The 24,199-nt window shown below is 57.5% G+C and carries 24 protein-coding genes; 14 read left to right on the plus strand and 10 right to left on the minus strand.

The window, feature by feature from the left end; all coding sequences use genetic code 11:
* Nucleotides 1-191 precede the first annotated feature (191 nt).
* Genes EKH79_RS12100 through EKH79_RS12110 form a run of 3 tightly spaced genes read left to right on the plus strand, consistent with a single transcriptional unit; the run spans nucleotide 192 to nucleotide 2,565 of the window.
* Nucleotides 192-704: a hypothetical protein gene (locus tag EKH79_RS12100; protein WP_126674083.1), complete on the plus strand. Its 513-nt coding sequence runs from the start codon at nucleotides 192-194 to the stop codon at nucleotides 702-704.
* Nucleotides 705-736: 32 nt separating this feature from the next.
* Entirely contained in the window at nucleotides 737-1,990 is a 1,254-nt protein-coding gene (locus EKH79_RS12105; RefSeq protein ID WP_126674084.1) for a peptidoglycan-binding domain-containing protein, read from the plus strand.
* Nucleotides 1,991-2,010: 20 nt separating this feature from the next.
* Nucleotides 2,011-2,565: a hypothetical protein gene (locus tag EKH79_RS12110; RefSeq protein WP_158621238.1), complete on the plus strand. Its 555-nt coding sequence runs from the start codon at nucleotides 2,011-2,013 to the stop codon at nucleotides 2,563-2,565.
* Nucleotides 2,566-2,739: 174 nt separating this feature from the next.
* Here EKH79_RS12110 and EKH79_RS12115 read toward each other — a convergent pair whose 3' ends face one another.
* Nucleotides 2,740-3,513: an isocitrate lyase/PEP mutase family protein gene (locus tag EKH79_RS12115; RefSeq protein ID WP_126674086.1), complete on the minus strand. Its 774-nt coding sequence runs from the start codon at nucleotides 3,511-3,513 to the stop codon at nucleotides 2,740-2,742.
* 37 nt (nucleotides 3,514-3,550) lie between these two features.
* Nucleotides 3,551-4,555 (minus strand): saccharopine dehydrogenase family protein, encoded by a 1,005-nt coding sequence (locus EKH79_RS12120; RefSeq protein WP_126674087.1) that lies wholly within the window; start codon nucleotides 4,553-4,555, stop codon nucleotides 3,551-3,553.
* Between the two features lie 98 nt (nucleotides 4,556-4,653).
* On the opposite strand from EKH79_RS12120, the gene EKH79_RS12125 reads away from it, so the two are divergent.
* The 4 genes from EKH79_RS12125 to EKH79_RS12140 all read left to right on the plus strand — a co-directional run bounded on the left by EKH79_RS12125 (nucleotide 4,654) and on the right by EKH79_RS12140 (nucleotide 8,551).
* Nucleotides 4,654-5,268 (plus strand): TetR/AcrR family transcriptional regulator, encoded by a 615-nt coding sequence (locus tag EKH79_RS12125; RefSeq protein WP_126674088.1) that lies wholly within the window; start codon nucleotides 4,654-4,656, stop codon nucleotides 5,266-5,268.
* Nucleotides 5,269-5,535: 267 nt separating this feature from the next.
* A complete protein-coding gene (locus EKH79_RS12130) occupies nucleotides 5,536-6,363 on the plus strand; it encodes an SAM-dependent methyltransferase (RefSeq protein WP_126674089.1) in 828 nt (275 codons plus the stop codon).
* A gap of 82 nt (nucleotides 6,364-6,445) precedes the next feature.
* Entirely contained in the window at nucleotides 6,446-6,745 is a 300-nt protein-coding gene (locus EKH79_RS12135) for a hypothetical protein (RefSeq protein WP_126674090.1), read from the plus strand.
* Nucleotides 6,746-6,955: 210 nt separating this feature from the next.
* The gene (locus EKH79_RS12140; protein ID WP_233590293.1) at nucleotides 6,956-8,551 is read left to right on the plus strand and encodes a tetratricopeptide repeat-containing diguanylate cyclase; all 1,596 of its coding nucleotides are present in this window, start codon (nucleotides 6,956-6,958) and stop codon (nucleotides 8,549-8,551) included.
* A 225-nt stretch (nucleotides 8,552-8,776) separates the two neighbouring features.
* Here EKH79_RS12140 and EKH79_RS12145 read toward each other — a convergent pair whose 3' ends face one another.
* The 3 genes from EKH79_RS12145 to EKH79_RS12155 form a co-directional block, all read right to left on the minus strand.
* Nucleotides 8,777-9,187, minus strand: a complete 411-nt coding sequence (locus EKH79_RS12145) for a tetratricopeptide repeat protein (protein ID WP_126674092.1) — start codon at nucleotides 9,185-9,187, stop codon at nucleotides 8,777-8,779.
* A gap of 117 nt (nucleotides 9,188-9,304) precedes the next feature.
* Entirely contained in the window at nucleotides 9,305-11,509 is a 2,205-nt protein-coding gene (locus EKH79_RS12150) for a penicillin acylase family protein (RefSeq protein WP_126674093.1), read from the minus strand.
* A 224-nt stretch (nucleotides 11,510-11,733) separates the two neighbouring features.
* The gene (locus tag EKH79_RS12155) at nucleotides 11,734-12,255 is read right to left on the minus strand and encodes a nuclear transport factor 2 family protein (protein ID WP_233590294.1); all 522 of its coding nucleotides are present in this window, start codon (nucleotides 12,253-12,255) and stop codon (nucleotides 11,734-11,736) included.
* Between the two features lie 280 nt (nucleotides 12,256-12,535).
* Between EKH79_RS12155 and EKH79_RS12160 the strand changes: the two genes are divergently transcribed.
* The 4 genes from EKH79_RS12160 (at nucleotide 12,536) to EKH79_RS12175 (ending at nucleotide 17,072) form a co-directional block, all read left to right on the plus strand.
* Entirely contained in the window at nucleotides 12,536-13,621 is a 1,086-nt protein-coding gene (locus EKH79_RS12160; RefSeq protein ID WP_126674094.1) for a sensor histidine kinase, read from the plus strand.
* Nucleotides 13,618-14,370, plus strand: coding sequence for a LytR/AlgR family response regulator transcription factor (locus EKH79_RS12165; RefSeq protein ID WP_126674095.1), 753 nt, complete (start codon nucleotides 13,618-13,620; stop codon nucleotides 14,368-14,370). The genes EKH79_RS12160 and EKH79_RS12165 overlap by 4 nt, the downstream gene beginning before the upstream one ends.
* 148 nt (nucleotides 14,371-14,518) lie before the next feature.
* Entirely contained in the window at nucleotides 14,519-15,838 is a 1,320-nt protein-coding gene (locus EKH79_RS12170; RefSeq protein ID WP_126674096.1) for an ABC transporter permease, read from the plus strand.
* 10 nt (nucleotides 15,839-15,848) lie between these two features.
* On the plus strand, nucleotides 15,849-17,072 hold the full coding sequence (locus EKH79_RS12175; RefSeq protein ID WP_199754276.1) for an ABC transporter permease: 1,224 nt from the start codon (nucleotides 15,849-15,851) through the stop codon (nucleotides 17,070-17,072).
* A 43-nt stretch (nucleotides 17,073-17,115) separates the two neighbouring features.
* Here EKH79_RS12175 and EKH79_RS12180 read toward each other — a convergent pair whose 3' ends face one another.
* Entirely contained in the window at nucleotides 17,116-17,757 is a 642-nt protein-coding gene (locus EKH79_RS12180) for a DUF6348 family protein (RefSeq protein ID WP_126674098.1), read from the minus strand.
* Between the two features lie 113 nt (nucleotides 17,758-17,870).
* Nucleotides 17,871-18,467, minus strand: coding sequence for a TetR/AcrR family transcriptional regulator (locus EKH79_RS12185; RefSeq protein ID WP_126674099.1), 597 nt, complete (start codon nucleotides 18,465-18,467; stop codon nucleotides 17,871-17,873).
* Between the two features lie 230 nt (nucleotides 18,468-18,697).
* On the opposite strand from EKH79_RS12185, the gene EKH79_RS12190 reads away from it, so the two are divergent.
* Nucleotides 18,698-19,099 carry a nuclear transport factor 2 family protein gene (locus EKH79_RS12190; protein ID WP_126674100.1) on the plus strand — a complete coding sequence of 134 codons (402 nt, stop codon included), beginning with the start codon at nucleotides 18,698-18,700 and terminating at the stop codon, nucleotides 19,097-19,099.
* 21 nt (nucleotides 19,100-19,120) lie between these two features.
* Nucleotides 19,121-19,879 (plus strand): SDR family oxidoreductase, encoded by a 759-nt coding sequence (locus EKH79_RS12195; protein WP_126674101.1) that lies wholly within the window; start codon nucleotides 19,121-19,123, stop codon nucleotides 19,877-19,879.
* 145 nt (nucleotides 19,880-20,024) lie between these two features.
* Here the strand turns inward: EKH79_RS12195 and EKH79_RS12200 are convergent, their stop codons facing one another.
* Complete coding sequence (locus EKH79_RS12200; RefSeq protein WP_126674102.1) at nucleotides 20,025-21,515, minus strand: HD domain-containing phosphohydrolase; 1,491 nt, start codon at nucleotides 21,513-21,515, stop codon at nucleotides 20,025-20,027.
* A gap of 269 nt (nucleotides 21,516-21,784) precedes the next feature.
* Between EKH79_RS12200 and EKH79_RS12205 the strand changes: the two genes are divergently transcribed.
* A complete protein-coding gene (locus tag EKH79_RS12205) occupies nucleotides 21,785-22,558 on the plus strand; it encodes an alpha/beta fold hydrolase (protein ID WP_199754278.1) in 774 nt (257 codons plus the stop codon).
* Between the two features lie 139 nt (nucleotides 22,559-22,697).
* On the opposite strand, the gene EKH79_RS12210 is transcribed toward EKH79_RS12205, so the two are convergent.
* Together EKH79_RS12210 and EKH79_RS12215 are read right to left on the minus strand one after the other, a co-directional pair.
* Entirely contained in the window at nucleotides 22,698-23,288 is a 591-nt protein-coding gene (locus EKH79_RS12210) for a DUF998 domain-containing protein (protein WP_158621239.1), read from the minus strand.
* 306 nt (nucleotides 23,289-23,594) lie between these two features.
* Nucleotides 23,595-23,858, minus strand: a complete 264-nt coding sequence (locus EKH79_RS12215) for a hypothetical protein (RefSeq protein ID WP_126674104.1) — start codon at nucleotides 23,856-23,858, stop codon at nucleotides 23,595-23,597.
* Between the last annotated feature and the right edge of the window lie 341 nt (nucleotides 23,859-24,199).

Below are 24,199 nucleotides of genomic sequence, written 5' to 3' on the forward strand. Positions count from 1 at the left end.
ACAGTGGAAGTGAGGAACGCGGCGATTTTTAAAGCTCCATACCCATCGAACTCGCACGAACTTCGCCGACCGTTGGAGTCGGCAGAACCGTACGAGCCGAGCCAGTGCCGCACCCAACAAATGAGCGGTAGAGCATTCAAAATGCATCCTATGCCGCAAGGGCCCAGAGATTTTTATAAGGAGCATGCATCGTGAAGTCGTGGTCGATTTTTCTGAGCTTCCTATTTTGCACGACGCTTGCGTGTGCCGCTTGCGCAGCACTTGCCCCTCAAAGTGATGATAGCCCGTCCTCTCAACCAGCGAGCGAAAAACCCGTATATAACGGCTCTGTTCCAATCGCATCACTATCGCCAGATGAAGCCGATCTGATAAAGAACCTACAAGCGAAAAATAACGCGTATCAGGATGTCAAAGGACTCGTCACGGCAAAAGGTTGGCGCCCCTTGGTTTGCGATCAATGCAAAGAGAATGTCGTAGGTGGCGACTATGAAGAAGTGTGTTCAACGAATCCGAATAGTCCAGCGTGCAAGATATGCGACTCATTGCCTGAATTGAATTCATGTAGCGGGGACGGATATTGCCTGATGCAGTTCCACAGCGGGAATTCGAAATTGATTCTGAAAGTCGGCACTTACGGTGATTACCGTGACGCCCCTAATCTCATGGTGACGGGATGGGGTTTTTATACAAAAGCGTCCGACTAAGCGACTCGCAATAGCGACAAAAGGAGAGTGTCGTGAGTAGAAATCCACTGTATGACTTGGTGCATCAAGGTGAGTCTGCGAAAGACGGCTACGATTCATGGAATCGCGGCACCTGGAAGGATGATTCAGGGCACGCGCACATGAATGCACAGGGCAATGACCCCGGCATTTCATCGCTTACAGTTGGTGAGATTCAAGCACTACAATCCCTAAAGGCTGACGACCCAAAACGGCTATTTGCGGTTGGCTATTATCAAGCCACCCCTGACGTCGTAAATGAGGCAGTGAACAATCTCGGAATTGATCCGAATGAGAAATTTTCACAAGCTGTTCAAGACAAAATATTCAGTGAATACCTAATCACTGGTAAAAGACCTCAAATCAAGGGTTATATAACCGGCGCGCAGGGATCTACGCTGGAAAAGGCGCAGACCGCCCTCGCCAAAGAATGGGCGTCATTCGGTGACCCAGGAAACGTTGGGCAAAGCCATTACCCGCCTCCGAACCATTCGAGCATCACACTGGCGCAGCAAGAGGAAGCATTGAACCAAATGCGGGCCTCTTATCAGGCCAACATCAAAAGTGGTCTGGCCCCGGAGGATGCTTGGAAAGCCGTCGCAGCGGTCGATCCGAACGCGATTGAGCAATCAGTCGCGCATCATGAAAGGCGCACTCGTCGTGTCGGGGACGCCTATGCTGAAGGAGTTTTACAGCACGATAATCGTGCCGAAGTAGTCGGTGAACTGAGGCCTTTGACAAAGAGCGATAGACTGCTGCGCGAAGGCCAACATGGCGATACCGTGAGTGTCGTGCAACAAGAACTGCACGATCTTGGCTACAAAGACACCGAGGGCAATCCTTTGGCGGTAGACAGGGATTTCGGCCCATCTACGACCGCGGCCATTAAATCCTTTCAGCATGACCATGGATTGAGGGTGGATGGCGTTGTCGGCAAAGAGACAGCCAGCGCGCTGAGCTCCGAAACGAGTCTCTTGGAAAAGAGCCAAGTCCCGAATGCCGTCAATGCACCCGATGCATGGAGCATTACCAAAGAAAGCTCTCTGCACGACATGTTCGAGGCCATCTGCAGCGCAGCAGGAAAAGGCGACATAGCCGGTATGAACGCCGTCGGCCAGGCGTATGCGCAGTCGCCCGAGGGGCAAGCTTCTTTGCTGATGGGCGCACAGGCAAACCAGATGCAGACGCAGATGGAGGCTTTCGCACAAATGCAGATGCAGATGCAGATGCAGGCACAGCCACAGGTGCAACACGGGCCAGTTCGGTAACGAGGGAGAAGACAGTGGCAATGGATCGGCAGGAATTTGAAGCCCTGATCGTGAAGATCAATATGTTCGCCGCGGGCCTGAACCAGATGGGCGATCGGCTGATCAAAGAGTCGAATCTGTCAACGCAACACATGAACCACGCGGCGTCGAGTCTAGCTAACATCGCGGATCAAACAGCAACGCGAGTCAGTGACCAGTTGCAACAGACTGCGTCGCGAACGATCGCTGCAGGCGCGAACGCGGTGGTTGAGGTGCTTTTGAAACAGCTAGGCAACGGCGTTGGTCAACTCAACAGATCTATCGACCAATTGGAACGGCGCGTTGCTGCGGCCGATCGCGCGCATATCGCGACGGCTTGGAAGGGGTTTGTCGGTCTGCTGACGGGTGGCTTGGCAGTCATTGCACTCACCGCTTACTTTTCCTGGAGCGCACATCAAACTGCGCAGCGGGCTAATCAGCAAATCCAATGGGTAAGCCTGATCAATGCCGCCGAAACCAACGGCAAACTCGCACCATGCCCTGATGCGGATGGCCTATGTGCGCTAATCGGGAAAAAATGGGTAAAGCTCGACTAGCCTTGATCGCCGAACAGCATTCGCCGTAGATCGATACGCCTGCGAGTGATCGGTTAGCGCAAGTGCCGTCATGCAAATGCATTTGCGAAGCCCAGCCTGGACTCCGCAAATGTATGGACTCATCGAATTGACAACAATCTCGCCGCTAGACCACTTGGCCACACTGACATGAGTTCACGCCGCGTGTCGTTCTTCATGACTATCTTTCGCGGTATTGCGTATGGCGTCCATGGCCAGCAAGTAAGGACCAGGTCCATGACTGATACGCGCGACGCCTGCATCTGCGAGTTCGCGAGTATTGGGAAGTCCCTGCATTGCCATGACGTTCAAGGGTAGCGTGATGCTGGCGCACAATTCCCGAATGGCTGCAAAGTCGACCAGACCAGGGATGAAGAATCCGGATGCGCCCGCCTTTGCATATGCAGCTGCGCGTGCTTTCGTTTCGTCGATCCCTTCCGGTGGTTTGACGCCAGTGCCGAGGTATACGTCGGTGCGTGCATTGATGAACAGCGGCACGCCGCGCGCATCGGCCATGGCTCGGATCGCCGCGATGCGTGCGCTCTGTGCGTCAATGCTGTGCAAGCCATTGCCGTGTACGACGCGATCTTCGAAGTTGATGCCGACTACGCCGAGATCGATGAGTCGCGCAACATTGGCAGCGCATACGTTCGGATCGTCGCTATAACCGCCTTCGACATCCACACTCACTGGAATGTCGACGGTTGCAGTGATGCGCGCGACGATCTGTTCGACGAATGCAAAAGGTATCGCCTCGCCATCACCATAACCTTGCGCCGCGGCGACAGCCCAACTGCTCGTGCCGATGACGGGTGCGCCTGCGTCCTGAATGGTCTTGGCGCTGCCTGCATCCCATGCGTTGTACAGCACGAAGGGGTTGCCTTTTACATGGATAGAGGCGAATAGCGCTGCGCGTTCTTTCTGTTGCATGACATGTCTCCTTGAGGAATGTATTGAGTTTGCTGCATCAGATGATGTTGAGCCCGAATGTCATGTGTTCGGGCTTGAAGGAACGGAGGAAATTTTCCGGATCGAATGCTTCGCCCAGGGCAAGTGCGCCGCTTCGATGGAAAGAGGGTTGCAGTATGCGCGCAGCAGCTTCGACGACAAGCGGGGCTGTCACGGCGTAGATGTCTTGTCCACGTGCAACCGCGCGACTCGAATGCGCACCATCGCGTGCGACGACTTCCATGACGAATTGCTGTGCGGATCGTCCATCGATATCGATTGCCGCAGGTACGGGTGTCGCGTCGTCACGCAGTTCGTCGAGAGACGCAATGTTGAGATAGGCGCTTACGTTGCATACGTGCAAATGGCGCGAGATGGTGATGATTTCGCTTAGCGGCGTTTCTTCCATGGCTTGCACGCCGTGCGGCGATTCGAAGGTCCAATCGGTTTTCGTCGCGGGTGTTGCCATAGGCACAAGATTCCCATTCTTGATGACAACGCGCGGTGCACGATTGCGTTCGCCGGTGTTTCGGGTTCCTTTGGTCGGCCACCAATGATCGAGTGCGACGGCAATGGTTACCTCATCCACGGAACGCGAACCGATCAACGCACTGGCGAGTAGATCGGCAAGGCCACCATAAAAACCGGCAGCGGGAATGACGGCGACGCCTGCGGCGCGGGCTCGCTCGTCAAACTGTTCGAATGTCGAAAGTGCGCTGGCTTGTTCCGCGGTGACATCAAGATAGGCACATCCTGCGCGCAGGGCAGCCTCCACGATGGGTGCGGCCGTATCCAGAAATGGGCCGGCGCAGTTGATCACCACGGCGCAATCGGCGAACGCCCGATCCAGTGCTGCGGGGTCATCGATCGCTGCGGTTCGGGCGGTCACGCCCGCCGGAACGCTCGATATATCGCGGCCCACCGCGACGACCGGCAATCTACGGCGCCGCGCCTCGGCGACAACGAAAGCCCCCGTATGTCCCGTCGCGCCGTACACCGCTAATGGCTTGCTGCTGCTGGTCATTTTGACTCTCCCTAAGACGCTACAGACCTGTCTGTTCTTGTAACGCTACAGAAAGGTCTGTACCGTGTCAACACCCAGGTTGATCCGCGCCCATCACCATGACGACCCAACTGCCCACCCAAAAACGAAAGGCCCACGGCCCCGAATCGACGGACGTACGCGAGCGGATCCTTGAATGCGCATCGACCCTCTTCTATCGGCAAGGCGTGCGCGCCGTAGGTGTCGACCTGGTGGTTGAGCAAGCGGGTGTGGCGAAGACCAGCCTGTATCGACACTTCCGCACAAAGGACGATCTCATCGTCGCGTTCCTGGAGCGCGAGGACGTCGATTTCTGGACGACGTGGGACGACGTTGCAGCCAAGCACGCCGATGATCCGGCCGGCGAATTGACGGCGCACATGCGCTGGATCGGTGCGCGGCTGTCGCGTTCGAACTATCGCGGTTGTCCGCAAATCAACGTCGCTGCGGAATTCCCCGAACAGGATCATCCTGCAAGACAAGTCGCCCGCTCGCACATGCATGGGCTTCGCTCACGCTTGAGTGCGATCGCGAAACGCTTGGATGTAAAACACCCCGAGATACTCGCCGCGCAACTCGCTTTGTTGATCAACGGCGCGTTCGTCAGCTCGGAGCTGCTGGCAACCGATGATGCGACTCAGATTCTGCTGAGCGCGAAAGATGCGTTGGTCACGGCTGCGCGTTCAATCGCGTAAATGTGCATTCGCATGCACGACCGCATCGGGCCGATCCACTTGAATGAAATACGCGCAGCCTTCGCGTCCTCCGTATAGCCTTCTAAAGTCCGCGGCAGGTCGAAAATGGACGTTATTCGTCGCTCGGCAGATAGGGCGGCATAGTTTGAAACAAGGCCCCGCTATCTTTGTTATTGGTTTACATGCCCTTTTTTAGGCGACGCCCTCTGTTTCGCCGGTCAAATCTTCAGCATGGTCCGGGCACGGAACTTGCCTTACGATTCTTCGATGAATACGACCTCTTTATCGCCACAAGACAATCCCCGCCGCGGCAGCCTGGCCTGTGTCGGCCTGGGTATGACCCTGGGTTCTCACCTTACGCCGCTGGCGCGTAGCCATATCGAACAAGCGGACGTGGTATTCGCGGCGCTTTCCGATGGCATCGTGGAACTGTGGTTGAAACGCATGCACCCGGATGTGCGCAGCCTTCAGCCCTACTACGCCGAAGGCAAGTCGCGGATGAAGACCTATCGGGAATGGGTCGAGCTGATGATGACCGAGGTGCGGGCCGGCAAGCGTGTCTGCGGCGTGTTTTACGGCCACCCGGGCATCTTTGCCTGGTCGCCGCGCAACGCCATCGAAACGGCGCGCGCAGAGGGCTTCGACGCACATATGGAGCCGGGCATTTCGGCCGAAGATTGCCTTTATGCGGACGTGGGTATCGACCCCGGCCGATTCGGCTGCCAGCACTTCGAGGCCAGCCAGCTACTTTTCTACGAACGGCGCATCGATAACACCGGCTACCTTGTGTTGTGGCAAGTCGGTCTGGTTGGCGATTGGTCGCTGACGCGCTTTCGGACCGGGCCGGCATGCCGGCAGCTGCTGGTGGATGTGCTTAGCCAGGACTACCCGCTGGATCATGAAGTCATCATCTATCGCGGTGCGACGCTGCCGATCGAACAGCCGCGGATCCGTCGCATTGCCTTGCGAGATTTACCCGAGGCCGTATTGACGCCCGAGGAAACGGTGGTGCTGCCGCCCGCTTCACCGCTGAAGCCGAATCTCGCCATGCGTGCGCAATTGGAAGAACTGGACAAGGCGGGCGCTATCGTATGAAGGTAAAGACAAGGCATTAACACTGGCTTTTAAACTGCATCAGCCTGATGCTTGAACGTGATAGGGAATCTAGGGGAAGCCCATGACAGACACGATTGAATGGCTGGAAACGATTGGCAAGAACGCCAACCTGCGTCACGCGCCGGCAGAAGAGCTTGCGCATACCTTGGAAGAAGCCGGCGCATCGGAGGCCTTGAAGGCCGCCGTCAAGTTCGAAGATAGCTCCCGGCTATCGACCGAGCTTGGTAATAAGCCCATGAAGGTCGACCACAATCCTCACACCGGTGGGCATGAGGAAGAAGGTCCGGATCACGACGATGGCCAGGACGCTCCGTCCCAGCCACCGAAGCCGACGCCAAGCGAACCGTCGCCCGGTAAATAGGCACAGCTCGTTATGCCGCGGTGTTGGAACCGCTTTCGGCCATGGTCTGCTTTCGCGGCCATGGCCTTTTGCGTTTTCATTTGGCCCGCCGTTGGTGTCGCACAACCATTGCCTTTCGCAGCGCTGCTTGAACAAACCGAAAGCGTCCGCACCACCGATCACTCGCTATTTCTGACCCTTCTCAAGCGACTTCACCAGCAAGCGTCCGGCATGTCTGCGCGCGAGCGCTGGTATTTGCGCTACCTGGATGCATGGCAGGCCTCCTTCCAGAACGATTACGCCAACGCCGATCCCATGCTGCGGGACGTCATCGATCACTCCGGTGATCCCGCTCTCGCAGCGAAAGCGTCCGCCGTACTCGTGGGCGATCTGGGTGAGAGCAAGCACTACGTCGAAGCATTTGAGTTAGCCAACCGGCTGATGACCCATGTTCCAGACATGCAGGACAAACTGGCGCGCTTTATGGTGCTGTCGTATGTCTCGCAATTGCTTGGCTCTGCCGGGCAGTACGATCTCGCGGCCCATTACATCCGTGACATTGCGCAGTCGCTTCCGCCTGGACAAAGCGTATGCCAGCCCGCGACCCGACTTCTGAATGTTCTCTATGCCAGCCACAAGCTGACATCTTCCAGCGCAGAACTCCAAAGCGGCATCGATGCGTGCCAGACGGCGCGCGAACCGATATTTACCGACACCATCTTGCTGGTGAAGGGAAGCCTTTATCTGGACGAAGATCAACCGGACAAAGCGCTAGCGTTGCTTCAGCGGATAGCCCCGGATATTCACGCCGATCAGTATTACTCCAACACGCTTGCGTCCCAAGTGGAGCTGGCCCAGGCCTATTGGAAATTGGGCGACAGCGACAACGCACGCAAAGCCGCGCTCGCCGCGTTGGCAGCCAGCGATCCAGACGACGTTAGCGAAACGCTGAGAGATGCCTATCAGGTGCTCTACAGCATCGAGAAAAAGCAAGGCAATTCCGCGGCAGCGCTGAACTATTACGAACACTACGCCGCGCAAAACATCGGTTACCTCAACGACGTCAGCGCCAGGACATTGGCCTACGACGTCGCTCAGCAACACATGCTCGCCCAAAATCTCGAAACGGAAAAGCTGAGCAGGCAAAACAATATCCTGCAGTTAAAACAAGCATTGGCGACCAAAGCGGTCGAGACGGGACGGCTCTATATCACGCTACTGCTCGTAGCCCTGGCGTCGATTATCTTCTGGCTGTTCCGGCTCAAGCGTTCGCAGCTTCGCTTCAAAGAACTCTCTTGCCTGGATGGGCTCACCGGCGTTTTCAATCATCAGCACTTCATCGGCGAAGCCAATCGGGCCCTGTCCCTGCTGGAGAAAAAGCGCGGCGCTGCCTGCCTGATATCCATCGACCTGGATCACTTCAAACAAATCAACGATACGCATGGGCATGCTATCGGCGACGCCGTACTGAAACATACGGTCGCTATCTGCAAGCAACAGCTGCGCCCCACCGACTTGTTCGGTCGATTGGGTGGCGAAGAGTTTGGCATTTTGCTGCAGGAGTGCTCACGCGATGATGGTTCGTTGATCGCTCATCGCATCCGCAAGGCCATCGACGCATCACCGATTGACGTTGACGGGCGCGTCGTATCGTATTCCGCCAGCATTGGCCTCGTCTCCACGGAGACCTGCGGTTATGAACTGCAGCAGTTATGCGCCGAAGCCGATGCGGCGCTCTATCGAGCCAAGCGCGCGGGGCGCAACCGCGTCTTCGTCGATACGGGCAGCAATAATTTAGTCGGCGCGCAAGACACTTACGCGCCGTAGCTGCTCGTGAAGGCAGCGGGACTTGATCATGAAAAGCCTTCCGGATCGAAAGTTACGCTTCGTCGTTGTGAATGAAGCGGAATGGCAAATGGTTGGATGTGTTCTATCAGGCGACTGCTGAGACGGATCATTGATCGCGCAGCGTCGTGAGATCTGAATGTCGAGAAGATTATGACGCGCTTGTGTCCATTCGATAGCGTCCAATTTGGGGCGGAAGCGAACACTTCACTTCCGCGACAGTAGAAACCTGCTTATCTCTCGCCGCAGCTCCAAATCGTCGAGATCCCGCGCCTCGTCGTCTGCCGCAATCGCGTATTGAGTAGCCGCCTCTTCCTGACCCGTCCGTCTATAACGCTCGGCCAATGCGAATCGTATCGAGACACGATATTCACGCGCGTCGTCAGCGTTCGCTGCATCCAAAGCTCGTAGATACAGTGGTATTGCCGCGTTATCGTCTGTCGTGAAGTCCCCAAGACTCTCCCACAAGAAGGGATGATCATGACCACCGAGACTCTGTGTTTCGCAGTAGTCCTTAAGCGCATTGTAATGAGCCCAGTATTTTTCGATCTGATCTTCGTTCGCGAGGAGCGATGCGAACTCCATAACGCGCTCCCAGACTTCCGCCTTCAACTCCATTCGATCCCACCTTCTCATTGACTTCGTATGGCATGCTCGTTCTGAGGCGAAAGTAGACAGCCCAAGCGCATCGATGACACAAGCCAGCGGTGAACGTAATCTCTCACTGCCCCTAAATCACTCGCCGGGATGATAGAAGCGTTCGACGTGTCCCTTCAGCTCTTCCGGCCAGAAATAAACCTCACGCAAGTTGCCAGTCGTGTAACGCTCGGCTTCGTCGTTAAAGTGCGCAGAATCGGGATGGCCGCTTTCGCCGCCGGCGGTGATGGCGCGTGCGTGAACTTTATTGCCGAACTCCACCACGGCGACAAAGCTGTTGCCGCTGGTTCCGTAGTACTTGCTGGTACCGGGCCAGCGATGTGCGCCGAACGATGCAAGCGAACCCCAGCGCGATGAGGTGAATGGCACGGGGATGCTCGGCTTGGTGTCGTCGAAGCGTTGCACGATGTCGCCGTTAATGCGCTGATAGCGATTGACATCGCCCCAGGGCACGCCCCAGTTGCCGAAATCTTTCACCAGTCGATCGGATGCTTCGGACAAGGCATCCAGCCGCACTTTCGCACCGGCTTTCTGCGCCATGAGATCGTAAACCGACACGCCTTCGGCGTTATCGGCCTTGTCCATTTCGTTCCACAGAATATCGCCCCAGAACACCGCCAGTGTGGTGGGCATGGAGGTGATGCCCCAGCGGTAATTCCAATGGCGCAGCATGGCAATCTGACCCGCGAGTTTTTGCTTGAGCGGATCAGCCGCAGGCAACGCATCGTAGTCGGCAACCAGAATCGGAATCTGACGCGCGAACTCCGGCAGATACGAGTCGAATGCGTTGGTGATCAGCGATGCAAGCGTGAAGTCGCGCTGATTGGTCAGCAGCATGGTGGCGTGAATGCCGCGCGGATTTTCGCCGACGGTATCCATGTAGCGCGGATAATCCTCACGCTTGGGACTATAAGGACCCGCCGCCGAGTAGGGCCAGTTGTTCGTGTTCATGATCCAGCCGTTGGGTGGATTGAGCAGATGCGGCAGTTCGTTGAGCGGAGTCAGACCTTTCCAATCGGTCGCCGGATCGCTGCCATCAACGGGCTTGGTGTAATCGAAACGATTGTCACGGCGCGGAATGAATTGCGGATGCAGATAAGCGATCTCGCCTTTATCGTCCGCGAAGATCGTGTTGTTCGATGAATTGGCCTGCAGCGCGGCCACCTTCATGTAGCTGGCATAGTCGCTGGCTTTGGTGCGCAGCCAGCTTTGTTCCAGGGCTTGCAGTGGCTTGTTCATCAGCGCCATCGCGATCCACTTGCCATCCTGCTCGCGCACGATCGGACCATGATGGGTCGCATAAGCGGTGAACCGACGTTCGGCCATCGTGCCATCGGCTTTGCGATACAGAACGCTGATCTGGCGCACGCTCACCGGCCGCAACGCGCCGCCGTAGCGATAGAACAGCTTACCGTCCTTGTGCACGATGGTTTCGGCAAATTCGTCCACGGCATCGGCGGTGGTTGATGTATGCATCCACCCGATGTGCGGATTGAAACCCTGGTAGACAAAGAACTGCCCCCAGGTCACCGCGCCATACGCGTCGAGACCGGCGTCGCTCGACATCTGCAGTTCCGAGCGAAAGTAGAAGGATGTGTGCGGGTTGATCAGCAGCAACGCGTGACCGTCTACCGTGAGCTTAGGCGCGATAGCGATGCCATTGGAACCCGACGGCTCGGCCCAGCTTGATGGCGTCGTTACGCTCACTGCGGTTTCGGCGTCATGCCCATAAAACGCGGCCAAAGGATCGAGTGCCGCACGCTCGATATCGCCACCGATGCTGCCTTCGCTGAAACTCAGTGCCATCCACGGTTCGAAGTGTTTGATCACGCGTGGATGGACATCCGGATGCGTGGCGAGGTAATCGTTCAAACCGTCGGCCCATGCATTCATCAGCGCTTGCAGCCAACCCGGACTGGCGGCGTACTGTCGCTGCAGCTCGGCGGGATCGATAAACAATTTCATGCGCAGATCGCGCCAGATCGCCGATTCGCCTTCGGCTTCCGCGAGACGGCCCATGGCGTTGAGATAGTTCGTCTCGACACGATTGAAGTCGTCTTCGGCTTGCGCGTAGGCCATGCCGAACACCGCATCGGCATCGGTCTTGCCGTGCACATGGGCAATGCCCCAATCGTCGCGTGTAATGGTGACGGCCTGCGCTTCACGCTGCCAACGTGCCGACTCGGGTGTCTCCGCCCACGCTGTTGCAACCAGGCCGAATGCCAACAACATAGCGATGAGAAGTACGCGTTTCAGCGGACGACATCGTGATGCAGCATGCATGACGCCGTTTCGCAAAGAGCGTTCGCCAACCGGGAAATATCGCATCGCTTCACCGCCGTCCGATTATTAGCGGTTGATGCTAGCGAATGTTCCCGGCGCAGGTAAGCTGACAACCGGCCTACGCAACCGGCATAAGGCCCTGCTTGGGCCGAGGCGGAGACCTCAGCTGGAATGCGCAAACCTCACTGCATGCCGATAAGCGCCGTCTCAGTGCACGCTTCGCATTAGCCTCGCTGAGAAGTGTGTTGCGAATACATGGCATGCCACTGCCCGTCGAGATAGACGAAGATATCTGAGGATTTGACACCTTTCTGCGGTCCAAGCGTTGGGTCGTAGAACGTGATGATGGCGGTGTCGCCATGCAACGCAACGGCGGTGCCAGATGGATGCTGCTTCTGATAGTCCGCAAAATCCTGCTTGGCTTTGGCTACGTCGGTACCCTTGCGCTTGGCCGCGCCGGCGAGGATCGCTGCCTTCGCGTGAACGGTGCCATCGTTATTCACCGAGCGATATTCGGGCAATAGCATCTGATCCAGCCAATGGGTGTCGCCGGACATCTCGGCCACGCTCCAATGTTCGTCCACCGCGATGACGCCGGCTTCGGTGTGCTGCGTTTCATCCGCCGTTGCGCCGGTTCCCTGTGCACGCAGATCGCTGGCAGCCGGGGTGAAAACAAGGCATGCCAGCGTAGCTGCCACCGCGATGGTGAGGGACAACAACGAGCGACGATGGGCGAGGATAGTCATGTGCATTCCTTCCGACGTGGATGATGTGTGCGAGCGTCCCGCATTCATCAAAGGGCGGCACGCAGTTTGTGACGGGCGCCGCAAGCGTGGGGCAAGCGGTCGAATTGCGAGGGCGGGCGGCAAGGAGGCCATGGAGAGCCCTGTGTGGCGTCACCGTGAACTAAGTCGTGCTTCCCTAGTGCATGAATTGTTCGCACACTAGGTGCGAATATCGAATCCACACGGCGATTGGCAAGCAGCGATCCCGCATCCATCGAACGCTGCGCACCGCGAGACGAAAATGGCGAATGCAACCGGCATGCATCGACTGAAAGTAGCGAGCCTCGCGCTCGCGTTCTGGACCGTGATCGCCTTGTCGTATACCGCCAGCAACGTGCTGGGCGGCCTCAGCGAGGGACATCCGATTGCATGGCAGCGCGCGTTGTCGTGGAACCTGATCGACTTCTACCTGTGGATGGCACTGACCCCGCTGGTGAGCTGGCTTGGGCGCGCGGCGGCACAAAGCTGGCGCCGGTTCTGGAGCGTGCACATCACATGCAGCATCATCGTTGCCGCATTCCAGAGCACGATGCTGTTGCAGGTGTTCTTCTGGCTGTGCGGACCCAATCCGAAGGGGCATGTCTACACACTTACCGATCTGTACCGTAACGAGGCCGTCTACAATTTTCATCTCGCACTGCTGACGTATTGGCTGATGCTGGTCGTGTTGCGTGGTATCGCCTCGTGGCGTTCGCTGCAGGACGAGCGAGTGCGCAACGCGCAACTGGAAAATCAACTTGCGCAATCGCAGTTGCAGGCGCTGCGCATGCAGCTTCAGCCGCATTTTCTGTTCAACACGCTCAATGCGATTTCCGCACTCACCATTGCTGACCCGCCTCAAGCTAAATTGATGATTGCCCGGCTGAGCGATTTTCTGCGGTTGACGCTGGAAGAGCGTCATGCCCAACAGATTCCGCTGTCACGCGAAATGCAGTTTCTGGAGTCCTACCTCGGTATCCAGCAAGTGCGTTTCCAGGATCGATTGGTGACACATGTCGACATGGGCGATACCGGCCGCGCCATGGTCCCCAGCCTTGTGCTGCAGCCGCTGGTGGAGAATGCCTTACGCCACGGCTTGCTCGCCAAAACCGACGGTGGCGAACTGCGTATTTCGGCGCGGCGTGTAGACGATCAGCTGCACCTGCGCGTGGAGGACGATGGGCTCGGGCTTCCGGCCGACGGTGCAGTAGAAGGCGTCGGCCTCAGCAACACGCGCGAGCGCCTCAAGGCCATGTTCGGCGATAAAGCGACGATGAATCTTTCGCAGCGTGAACATGGCGGTACACGCGTTGAACTTCGGCTGCCGTTCGTGGAGTGCCGGTCATGACATGGCGCCTGCGCACCATGCTGATCGACGACGAAGTGCTTGCACGCGTCGCATTGCGTCAGGCGTTGGCATCGCATTCGGATGTCGACGTGGTGGGCGAATGTGGCAACGTGCGCGAGGCCGCCCTGGCTATTACAGCGTTATCGCCGGACCTGGTGTTTCTCGATATCCAGATGCCTGGCGGCGATGGCTTCAGCCTGCTGCGTGAAGACCGTGCCGCCGAATCGTTGCCCATGGTGGTATTCACCACGGCGTTCGCCGAGCATGCGCTGGAAGCGTTCGATGCCAATGCCATCGACTATGTGTTGAAACCCATCGACCAGGCGCGGTTCGATCAGGCCATGGATCGCGTGAAGAAACACTGGCGCGGCTTGCAAAGCGATCGTGGCCGTTCGTCTGTCGAGGGCAATCATGGGTATGCGCGGCGCATCAGCGTGCAAGCGGCGGAAAAGAGCATGGTGATTCCGGTCGCCGATATCGACTGGATTCGTGCGGACGACAACTATGTCCGCATTCACGTCGGCGGCAATACGTACTTGCATCGCGAAACGCTGCGTCATCTCTACGAATCGTTGGATCCCAATCATTTCCTGCGCATCCATCGCAGCATCGTGGTGAATATGGACCGCATCCGCGAAGTGCACACGATGTTCCAGGGGCACGCGGAAGTGGTGTTGCATGATGGAACGCGGCTCGATCTGAGTCGTCGTTTCCGGCAGGCCGCGCGTCTCGCCCTGGGTTTGCGCTGACCGCTTACCCTGCATCAACAGCCGCTCGCCACAGATTGGCGCGGCATCGTCACAAAACGCATGCGAAGGCATTCGTGCATCGGCAGCCTGTGTCGCAACGGCCGCGTGCTTTCGATGGCATCCGGCCCCACCAGGAGCGGTCGGTGCCATGTTCGCTTATTACATGCAGCTCGCGTTGCGCAGTTTTCGGCGCAGTCCGGGACTCACGATGTTGATGGTCGTGATCATGGGTGTCGGCGTGGCCGCATCGATGACGACGTATGCCGTGTTTCGCGCTGTGTCGGGCAATCCCCTGCCGGACAAGTCGGCGCAATTGTTTGTGCCGCAGATCGACAATCTCGGACCGCAGAACGGTTCGACGCACAATCATCTGCCCGATGCGCTGACCTATCGCGACGCGATGGCGCTGATGCATGCGCGCGTGGCGAAGCGTCAGACAGCGATTTATCCGGTGCTGGAAAATGTTATTCCTCAGGATGGCACGCATCGCCCCTTTGCCGCCAACGGCTACGCAGCGTATGCCGACTTCTTTCCAATGTTCGAGGCAACGTTTCTGTATGGCAACGGTTGGTCCGACGATGACGACCAATCGCAAGCCAATGTCATCGTGATCAGCCAGCGTCTCAATCAGCAGGTGTATGGCGGCGTCAACAGTGTCGGACGTGCGCTGAATGTGGACGGGCACGACTATCGTGTTGTTGGTGTCATCGACGATTGGAACCCGCAACCGCGCTTCTACGACGTCAACAACAGTACGGGCTTCGGCGACGCGCCGGATTTCTACCTGTCGTTTACGCGCGCTATAGCGACGCAGACCGGAAGCAACGGCAACAACAGCTGCGCCGGCTCCATCCACTCTTTGGCGCCCGGATGGGATGGTTGGTTGAGATCGGAATGCGTGTGGGCGTCGTTCTGGGTTGAATTGCCGGACGCGTCCGCCGTACAGCGATACAACCAGTTTCTGAGCGGCTACGTAGCGGAACAACAACGTAGCGGGCGCTTTCATTGGCGCGCCGATACAAAGCTTTTCACGTTGACGGACTGGCTCGATCACGAAGGCGCAGTACCACCAGAGACCAAGGTTTCATTATTGGTGGCAGCTGGCTTTCTGCTGGTTTGCCTGGTCAACACCGTTGGGCTGTTGCTGGCCAAGATCATGCGTCGTGCGGGCGAAATCGGCGTGCGTCGCGCATTGGGTGCGTCGCGCGGTGCGATCTATCGGCAATTCGTTGCCGAAGCTGCAGCCGTGGGGATGGCGGGTGGCCTGCTCGGATTGTCGCTTACCGCATTGGGCATGCTGGGCACCGATCTGTTGTTCGATCCGGCGATTGCGAAGCTCGCCCGTCTTACGCCCGCTTTGGTTTTGTTGACGGTCTTCGTCGCCATGCTTGCAACCGTGATTGCGGCGCTTTATCCGGCGTGGCGCGCGGCACACGTACAGCCATCGCTGCAGCTGAAATCCCAATAAGGTGCACGACATGCAGATCAGGCCGATTCTCTCCGCGCTGCGTCATCACAAGGCTGGCACGATTTTGATCGTGTTGCAGATCGCGTTGACGCTCGCCATCGTCTGCAATGCACTGTCGATCATTCATCAGCGCGTAACGCGCCTGTCGCGACCCAGTGGCTTGGACGAAGCCGACGTATTGGTCATTCAGAATCAATGGATCGGCCGACCTTCGATGCAACAGGTACAGGCCTTGATGGCATCCGACCTTGAAACATTGCGTCGCGTGCCCGGCTTGATGGACGCGTATGCAACCAATGGTTATCCGCTGGGAGTGGACGGTTGGTCCAAAGGCGTACGCTATACGATGGATCAGCAAACCGCGACGTCGCCGTCTGCGATTTATTTTGCCGATGATCATGCGCTGGCGACGCTCGGTTTGAAGCTGATAGCCGGGCGCAATTTCCGCGCCGACGAAATCGCTGCGATGGCCGCGCGCGATACTTTGCTGCCACGCGTGGTGATCGTCACCAAGGCGTTGGCAGACAAGTTATTTCCGGATGGCACAGCGGTAGGCCGACAGATCTGCGTCGGTAGCGCGCCACCCAGCACCATCGTGGGCGTCGTGGAACATATGCAGACGTCCACCGGCACGTTCTCGCAAGCCTGGGACGAGCGTTCCTTGCTGGTTCCATTCCGCTTGCTCGATGGCAGCACTTCGTACGTAGTGCGTGCACGACCGGGCGAATTGACATCGGTGCTGCGTGATGCGCCACAGGCCCTTATTGCTGCCAATCCGCTGCGCGTGATCGGCGACAAGGATATCAAGCCGTACGCAACGATCAGGGCCGACGCCTATCGCACCGATCGTGGCATCGCACTGCTGATGGGGATTATCTGCGTGGTGCTGCTTGGCACCACGGCGGCCGGAATTGTGGGGTTGACCAGCTTCTGGGTAAGTCAGCGCCGCAAGCACATCGGTGTGCGCAGGGCTTTGGGCGCAACCAAGCACGATATTCTCAGTTACTTCTGCACGGAAAATCTGTTGCTGAGCGCAGGTGGGGTCGCGATCGGCGCACTGTTGGCCGTTGCGCTGAATGCGCTACTCGTCGATCAATTTGAGATGCAACGGCTGTCGTTGAACTACATCGTTGCGGGAATGATTGTGGTGGTGCTGCTTGGGCAATCGGCTGTGTTCGTTCCCGCATGGCGGGCGTCGCAGTTGCCGCCGGTGGAAGCGACCCGCTCGGTTTGAGTCAGGCCGCTCGGTTTGAATCAGGTGCGTTTGCGTAGTGTCGTCAGTAATCGCGAATATCCAGCGCTATAAAGCAACGCGCGCTATATCCCTGCTCTGTTGACGGCCAATTCAATTGAGCCAGCAAGCGATCACCACCGGCCCATGGCTGGTTATCCAGCAACGCCTCCGCAACGACCGAACCGTCATCGGCACGGCGATGGAACAGCCGGATCCAGTGCAATTCGCCGCTCAATGATTCATTGCGCAAGGCGTCGTGCAAAGCCGGCAACAAACCTTCGGGCGCAGCGACATCATCGCGGCTGAGCGCCAGTGGGCCGACAAATACGTCCCAGGACCGCATGCCCAATTCCCAGCTTTGCAGCTGAATGCGCCGATCGTCGGTGACGTACCAGCATGCGGCCAACAGCACATACAAGACATTGCGCTGGAATGCGGCAAGCGCATCGCGCATACCGGCGTTACCGCCTCCGCTGCCGGCAAAGCTTTCCTCGATGTGGCGCTCTTCGCTGATCACCACGTCGACATCCAACCGGCCCGGCGTACCTGCCGCACCCTCATGCCAGCTGGCACGCACAGCAGGAAAATCGCCATCGGTGACCAACCAATCTTCATCCACTTCAAGCTCCACATCGTGGCGCTCGAACAGGCGGAGCAAGTCGGTTTGCAGGGCGTTGTCGTTCATCGGAATAACTCCTAAGCGGCGAGCCGCGATGGCCAACCCGCTGGTTGGAGTCGAGCCAGTCAATGTTAAAGGTTCTTGGCTACGCGACCCAACTTACATGTCTCGGATTTTCTTTAGTCCGATGAAAAGGCCTGCTGCAGCGCCTCACGCCCATCCTTCAGAATTTCATCGGCGAGGGCGGGATCAGCCTCGACGACGGCGCGTGAAAGTACCAGCGATCCGACCATCTGACTGAACAGCGCGATGACTTTTTTTCTTTTCTCTTGCGCATTCTCGCCGTCCATCACGCTCATCATCTGATCGAAATTCCATTCCAGTCCTTGCGCATAGCGCTGCCGCGCTTCCTTGCCAAGCCGGCGAACATCGCCGGCGTATGCGATCAAGGGACATCCCGTTTCGATGTTGGTGAGGTGGTCGGCGGAGAGGTACCAATCCATGTATTCCTTCAGGGGGTCGCTCGCCTTTGCCTTCGACGCCTCGATACCGCCGACGAGCTGGACCGCGCCATCCTCCAACGCCTTCTCCATGACGGCGGAAACCAGGTCGTCCTTCGATTTGAAGTGGTTGTAAAAGCCGCCCTGGGTGAAGCCGGCGGCCTTGGTCAGCTCCGCCAGCCCTACCGCGGCCTCGCCCCGCTCGCGGAAAAGCTTTTCCGCTGCCGTGACGATTGCCTTTTTGTTTTCAATGGCTTGCTGCTTGGAAACGCCCATATCGCTACTCCTGGCCCATCCCGATCGACGGTTCATCGCAAAATACAATGGTGATCGCCATTGACATTTTTCTGCGGTGGTGCCAGTCTACACCATGTCGATGGCGATCACCATTGTCTTTCGAGCCCAGCACCGCGCAACCGAACGTTCGGCGTTGAGGGCCACATCGACGAATCCAGGCTCGCGGCGCCCCGTCACCTGAGCCATCAGCCATCGAAGAGGAAACGACCATGTCAAAGACATCGCCCGAACAGAACAAGGCTCTTGTCATCGAGGCGTTCGACACGCTGTTCAACAAGCGCGACTACGCAGCCGCCGAGCGTTTCTGGTCCGACACGTACATCCAGCACAGCGCACACATCGAACCGGGCCGCGATGGTTTGTTCAATTTGATTCGCAGTATTCCCAGCAGCTTGCGTTACGAGCACGGCTTGATCATGGCCGAAGGCGATTACGTCATCGTGCATGGACGGTTCTCCGGTCACGGGCGCCCGGCCGCATGGATCGCCGCGGATGTCGTGCGTATCGAAAACGGCAAGCTCGCCGAGCACTGGGATGTGTTGCAAGACGAAGCCACGCAAACCGAATCCAAAAGCGGATTGCCGATGTTCGGCAATCGCTTTCCCTCTTGATCTCATCCTAGGAGAACGCTCATGAAACTCACTGGCAACACTATCTTCATTACCGGCGGTGGTTCGGGTATCGGCCGCGGACTGGCCGAAGCGCTGCACAAGCTCGGCAACAAGGTCATCATCGCCGGCCGCCGGCGCAGTCATCTCAATGCGGTGATTGCGGCCAATCCCGGTATGGAAGCGGTCGAACTGGACATTACCGATCCGGCCAACATCGAGAGCGTTGCGGCAAAGTTGATCGCCGACTATCCCGAACTCAATGTGCTCATCAACAACGCAGGCATCATGCAACCGGATAGCGTTGCCGGAAAGATCGACGACGCGTTGTTGACATCGACGATGGCAACGAACGTGCTGGGCCCGATCCGCATGACATCGGCACTGATCGAGCATTTGAAGGGCAAGAAACACGCGGTAGTGGCGTATACAAGTTCGGTACTTGCTTTCGTACCCCTGGCCGTAACCGGTATCTATTCCTCGACCAAGGCTGCGCTTCATTCCTATGTATTGTCGCAGCGCTTCATGCTGCGTAACACTAACGTTCGCGTCCTTGAGATTGCCCCGCCGTGGGTGCGCACGGAACTCATGAACAGCCAGGAAGCCGAGCAAGCCATGCCGCTGGATCAGTTCATTAGCGAAACGATGGCGGTGCTAGGCACCGATGCGGATGAGATCCTTGTCGATGGCGCTAAGCCATTCCGCAACAACGTTGGCCCGAACGAGCACGGCTTCGTCAACGGCTTTAACGAGCAGGCACTCGCAATCTTTGGTGGCGCGTAAGCGAGCGGTTGCCGACGTGCGAATACGCGCAGCGCCAGGGAAGGCGCTCACGCATTAGCAATTGCCGTTCTGTGGAGGCTTGCGAAAGGTTTAAGCTGAGAACAGGGAACGTCGTAGCGTTGCAGTGACGTGCCACGCCAGATGCTTATTGGAATTCCACCGAGTCAAGAAGTCCGAGCTGCACGGCTTTCAACGTCGCCGCCGCACGCGTTGTGCACCCAAGCTTCCGGAAGACGCTTTCGACATGTGTCCGAACGGTACTGGGACTGATCGATAGTTTGAGTGCGACAGCCTTGTTGCTTGCGCCCAGGCTTATGCAACGCAGCACATCCTTTTCGCGCTCGGTAAGGAGATTGGTGTTGGTGCTCACCGGATGAGGTTGAAATGAAAGTCGTCCTGCATCCAAAGGAAACAGCGCTCCGACAGCAATAGTGCACAAGCGCCCCTTTCGCGACTCTTCACCCATGAGCTGCCGCACTTCATCCGATGTCAGCGCACCACGCCAGGGCCGCGGTCGGGAAAGCGCAGCCTTGGCAACCGCCGCCGCCAACACGCGCGCTTCGAGCGGAATGTCATCCGCCGTCAGTCCCCGGTAATAGCCCGAACCGTCTGACCGCTCATACGCCAGTGACGCGAGATTAACTTCGTTTTCAAGCGAACGAAGAAGTCTGCCGGTGCGGCCGGTCCAATATGGCACCAGGCGCACACGCTCCCAGGCGGACTCGGGCAGCGCACATGGCATATCCCAAATCATGTTCGGCACCGCTGCCCTGCCAATGCCGTGAATAAGCCCCGCGCGATACAGGCGATCTTGCGTGGACTTGGCCAAGCCAAGTTGCTGGGCCGCGGTTTTTGCAAAGGCCGCCGCCAATCGGGAATGCCCTGTCATCCACGGCATCTTCAGGTCGATAACGTCGGCGAGGATTTCCAGCGGCGCCGTTTGTTCAAATCCATCGTTGCAGACGCCGTCGACATCGTCTGTCATTTTTACGTTTTCGAGTTGGAGAAACCATGATGGCGCCTGTGTGACGGCCGATTCGACCATGTGTCCCGGATACTGTTTGCCGGCTCGTTGACGCACCAATTCACAGGCACGCTCCAAGCCATACAGACGATTGAAAATTTCCAGATCGCTCGCGATGCATGCGAAGTAGACGGACGATGGAACGGCGCTTCCGGAGAGACCTTCCGGCGCACCGCTGCCATCGAAGCTCTCAAAAAGATGTCGCAATGCGAACTGCACTTCTTTGCTGAGACCGAGAAGACCTGCGATGTCGCCGGCGATTTCGCAATGGATTTTCGATAACGAGAAGAAGGCCGCACCTTGCGCGTGTGTCCCGGACTTGAAACCGGTCTCGGGAGATTGCATAGCCAGCAGCGACTTGCGCTGGGCCACGTCATCGCCAAATGTTTGCGCGAACTCGTGCGCGTTCGCCGTGCATCCGGACCATCGCAGTAACGCAACGAGGAACGTTTCGGTACACAGATCTTCATACCGCTCACTTTTTTGTGCGAGCCGGCTGGCGATCCACGCCGTGCGCCAGGAATGATCGGTCGGCTGACCCATCGCCAGATCGCCAACAAAGGCAATGGCTCGAATCGCATCGAAGAGAGGCACTTCGGAAGTTGTGCTCATTCAAAGCAGCTTATAGGCCCATAAGACGGAACTGAAAAGTCTATGAGGATCGCCCCAGTCCCCGGCATCGGACATTTGACCGATGCAAGACGAACGCCCCGGCACCGCAAGCTAGTCCCACTCAACCGCTCCGGGATGCACGGTTTTGCCCGCACGTCCCGATGCCCCACTCCCCCGAGCACTGACACGGCAGCTCTCATGGGCCGATGCGGACAGCGAAACGGCGCCGTTGACCGCATGCAACTTATCGCGCCGTAGGAGCTTCATCTATGAATCTGAGTAAGTATCTAGTGGCTGGCATGGTCGCCGGCGCGATCTTGACGACTGGCGGGGCTCATGCCGCCGGTGCACGTCCTTCGGTTGTGTTGGTCCACGGAGGCTTCGTAGACGGCTCGGGTTGGGAGAGCGTCTACGACATCCTCAAACACGATGGCTATGACGTCAGCATTGTCCAGAATCCGACCAGCTCGTTGGCCGATGACGTCGCCTTTACGCGTCGCGTGCTCGACAAACAGAGCGGCCCGGTCGTGCTGGTGGGTCACTCCTACGGCGGCGCAGTCATCACCGAAGCGGGCAATGCCGACAACGTCAAGGCGCTCGTGTACATCACGGCGTTTGCGCCGGATGCCGGCGAATCCGTACAGGCCTTGATCTCGCACCCCGTTCCCGGCGCGCCGGTTCCACCGATCCTGCCGCCGGACAACGGCTGGTTGATGTTGGACAACGCCAAGTTCGCCGCGGCATTTGCCGGCGATCTGCCGCCGAAGAAAGCGCAATTCATGGCTGACTCGCAGGTGCCGTGGAATGTCGCAGCACTCGCCGGAACGATCTCAACGCCAGCATGGAAATCCAAACCGAGCTTCTATCTCGTCGTCGATGGCGATCACATGATTCCGGTGGAAGCACAACGTGCCATGGCCAAGCGTGCAAACGCGACGGTCATGAACACCAAAGGCAGCCACGCGATCTATGTGTCGAACCCGAAAGTCGTCGCGGCGCTGATCGAACAAGCCGCGAAGCATGTAGAGACTGCCTCGAACTAAGCGTTCGTAGCGCCACTGAAGGCTCCGTAAGGGGCCTTCTCTTTTTCTGTGAAAAAGTAGGCCTAACTTCCGTTTTGATTCGGAAGCAGGACGTCTTTCGATTTCGCCCACATCACGGTGCCTGGAATAGACGCAAAAATTAAGCTTTTGCCGAGTTCAACGCGCCGCCTACAGAAACACGAGATGTCTGTTCTCGTATCAGAATGAAACTCGCGTAGTTAAACCATCCAAACATCGGGATGGTAGCGATACGTTGCGTCAGGCCATGAATCGGTTTTGGATCCATTCCTGTCATCAGTGCCCACATGTAAATCAGGGCAAGACAGCTCGCAATGAGTGAAACATGATTTTTTCTATTTAATTCTGCGGCGAAAAAAGCCGGAACAACAATGATCGATAGACCGATTGCGTACATGCCGTGCAAAGGGCTACCCATTGTGAATATGCCGTTTGAAACCATGCTTAGGCCAAAAATTGCTGCGGTCACAGCTGTAAATGGCATGCGCGGGCGCGGGGATAAAATTACGGCTACAGCAAATCCAACAATGGACAGGCCACTGATGATGGCGCCCAGGCGGCAAGCCAACGATATTTCTGGAGACAAGAGTTCCAGTTCGCTCATGTGCTGCTGAATCGACGAATATCCCGGCGCAAATAAACCGGCCATCATCGGTATAAGCATTCCAAGTAGCGGCAACACCATACCCTGGCGAAGCAAAAGCTGGCGCATAAACATGCTCTGTAATTGCCCTTTGAATAGGCCATGCTAACAACAGCGATGACGTCGCTGAATAGGGCATTTGGCCTGGAACACAATGGATTTGTATTGCCGACTGCCCGTGCACCCGTTTTGCATCGAAAGCGGGAAGCGTCATGCTCGCCAATACCGCTTCAATTCAAGGCGGAATCGATCCCTCGGGCAACGCTTCCAACACCGGCTGCATCTGGACCATGAGCGTCCTTCCATCCGCGGTCCGACGCAGCTTCATCTTTACTTGGTGCTAATCACCAAGAGTCCCGCAATAGGTGGCTTGCTTCAAACTTTGTTCGGTGCGATGACATTTTGCTTGCGTCTTCGAAGAAAGATTCGCACCGCTATTCCCACCACCATTACAGCGGCGAAAGCACCGTAACCGTAGAGAGCCGGCATGACCTGCTTCCAGATGCCTCCGCTTTCTCGCCCGAAGTTTCCGGCACTTTGAATCGCGATGTCGTCGTAAGCCAATAACGCGCTTGCGAGTGCGGCAACTAAAGCAACGACGACGATCACCATGTCATAGGCCTTGCGCTGCCAGTTCACACGAAACGTCTTTCCCGTTGCCCAATAAGCCCACGCCAGGACGATGAGCCAGGGACCGAGAAGTAGAAGTGACAAGTAACGCATCGGGTTCGAGCTTTGGCGGGTCTGTGGTTGATTCTACGGTGGATAGCGCACGCCCATCACGTAACTTAATGCGAAGCCATATCTGCCGATAAACAAGCATAGATGCCCGGTTCATCACTCGGAGGTGGCTGGCGTGAAGGATCGGCGTTGAAACGCTAACCTGCGGTATGGTTCGGCTTGGGTCTGAGCAACGTGCGCGGATCTGCCAGAAGGGATGCTCGATGGGAGAGCGTGGAACGGGGGCTTGGGGGCGTTGA

It is taken from the genome of Dyella dinghuensis, assembly GCF_003977615.1.
GTDB lineage: Bacteria > Pseudomonadota > Gammaproteobacteria > Xanthomonadales > Rhodanobacteraceae > Dyella_B > Dyella_B dinghuensis.

Coding starts and splice junctions, on each gene's coding strand:
- EKH79_RS12110 (WP_158621238.1), top strand. CDS start 2,011: ATGGATCGGCAGGAATTTGAAGCCCTGATCGTGAAGATCAATATGTTC.
- EKH79_RS12115 (WP_126674086.1), bottom strand. CDS start 3,513: ATGCAACAGAAAGAACGCGCAGCGCTATTCGCCTCTATCCATGTAAAA.
- EKH79_RS12120 (WP_126674087.1), bottom strand. CDS start 4,555: ATGACCAGCAGCAGCAAGCCATTAGCGGTGTACGGCGCGACGGGACAT.
- EKH79_RS12125 (WP_126674088.1), top strand. CDS start 4,654: ATGACGACCCAACTGCCCACCCAAAAACGAAAGGCCCACGGCCCCGAA.
- EKH79_RS12130 (WP_126674089.1), top strand. CDS start 5,536: ATGAATACGACCTCTTTATCGCCACAAGACAATCCCCGCCGCGGCAGC.
- EKH79_RS12135 (WP_126674090.1), top strand. CDS start 6,446: ATGACAGACACGATTGAATGGCTGGAAACGATTGGCAAGAACGCCAAC.
- EKH79_RS12140 (WP_233590293.1), top strand. CDS start 6,956: ATGTCTGCGCGCGAGCGCTGGTATTTGCGCTACCTGGATGCATGGCAG.
- EKH79_RS12145 (WP_126674092.1), bottom strand. CDS start 9,187: ATGGAGTTGAAGGCGGAAGTCTGGGAGCGCGTTATGGAGTTCGCATCG.
- EKH79_RS12150 (WP_126674093.1), bottom strand. CDS start 11,509: ATGCATGCTGCATCACGATGTCGTCCGCTGAAACGCGTACTTCTCATC.
- EKH79_RS12155 (WP_233590294.1), bottom strand. CDS start 12,255: ATGACTATCCTCGCCCATCGTCGCTCGTTGTTGTCCCTCACCATCGCG.
- EKH79_RS12160 (WP_126674094.1), top strand. CDS start 12,536: ATGGCGAATGCAACCGGCATGCATCGACTGAAAGTAGCGAGCCTCGCG.
- EKH79_RS12165 (WP_126674095.1), top strand. CDS start 13,618: ATGACATGGCGCCTGCGCACCATGCTGATCGACGACGAAGTGCTTGCA.
- EKH79_RS12170 (WP_126674096.1), top strand. CDS start 14,519: ATGTTCGCTTATTACATGCAGCTCGCGTTGCGCAGTTTTCGGCGCAGT.
- EKH79_RS12175 (WP_199754276.1), top strand. CDS start 15,849: ATGCAGATCAGGCCGATTCTCTCCGCGCTGCGTCATCACAAGGCTGGC.
- EKH79_RS12180 (WP_126674098.1), bottom strand. CDS start 17,757: ATGAACGACAACGCCCTGCAAACCGACTTGCTCCGCCTGTTCGAGCGC.
- EKH79_RS12185 (WP_126674099.1), bottom strand. CDS start 18,467: ATGGGCGTTTCCAAGCAGCAAGCCATTGAAAACAAAAAGGCAATCGTC.
- EKH79_RS12190 (WP_126674100.1), top strand. CDS start 18,698: ATGTCAAAGACATCGCCCGAACAGAACAAGGCTCTTGTCATCGAGGCG.
- EKH79_RS12195 (WP_126674101.1), top strand. CDS start 19,121: ATGAAACTCACTGGCAACACTATCTTCATTACCGGCGGTGGTTCGGGT.
- EKH79_RS12200 (WP_126674102.1), bottom strand. CDS start 21,515: ATGAGCACAACTTCCGAAGTGCCTCTCTTCGATGCGATTCGAGCCATT.
- EKH79_RS12205 (WP_199754278.1), top strand. CDS start 21,785: ATGAATCTGAGTAAGTATCTAGTGGCTGGCATGGTCGCCGGCGCGATC.
- EKH79_RS12210 (WP_158621239.1), bottom strand. CDS start 23,288: ATGCGCCAGCTTTTGCTTCGCCAGGGTATGGTGTTGCCGCTACTTGGA.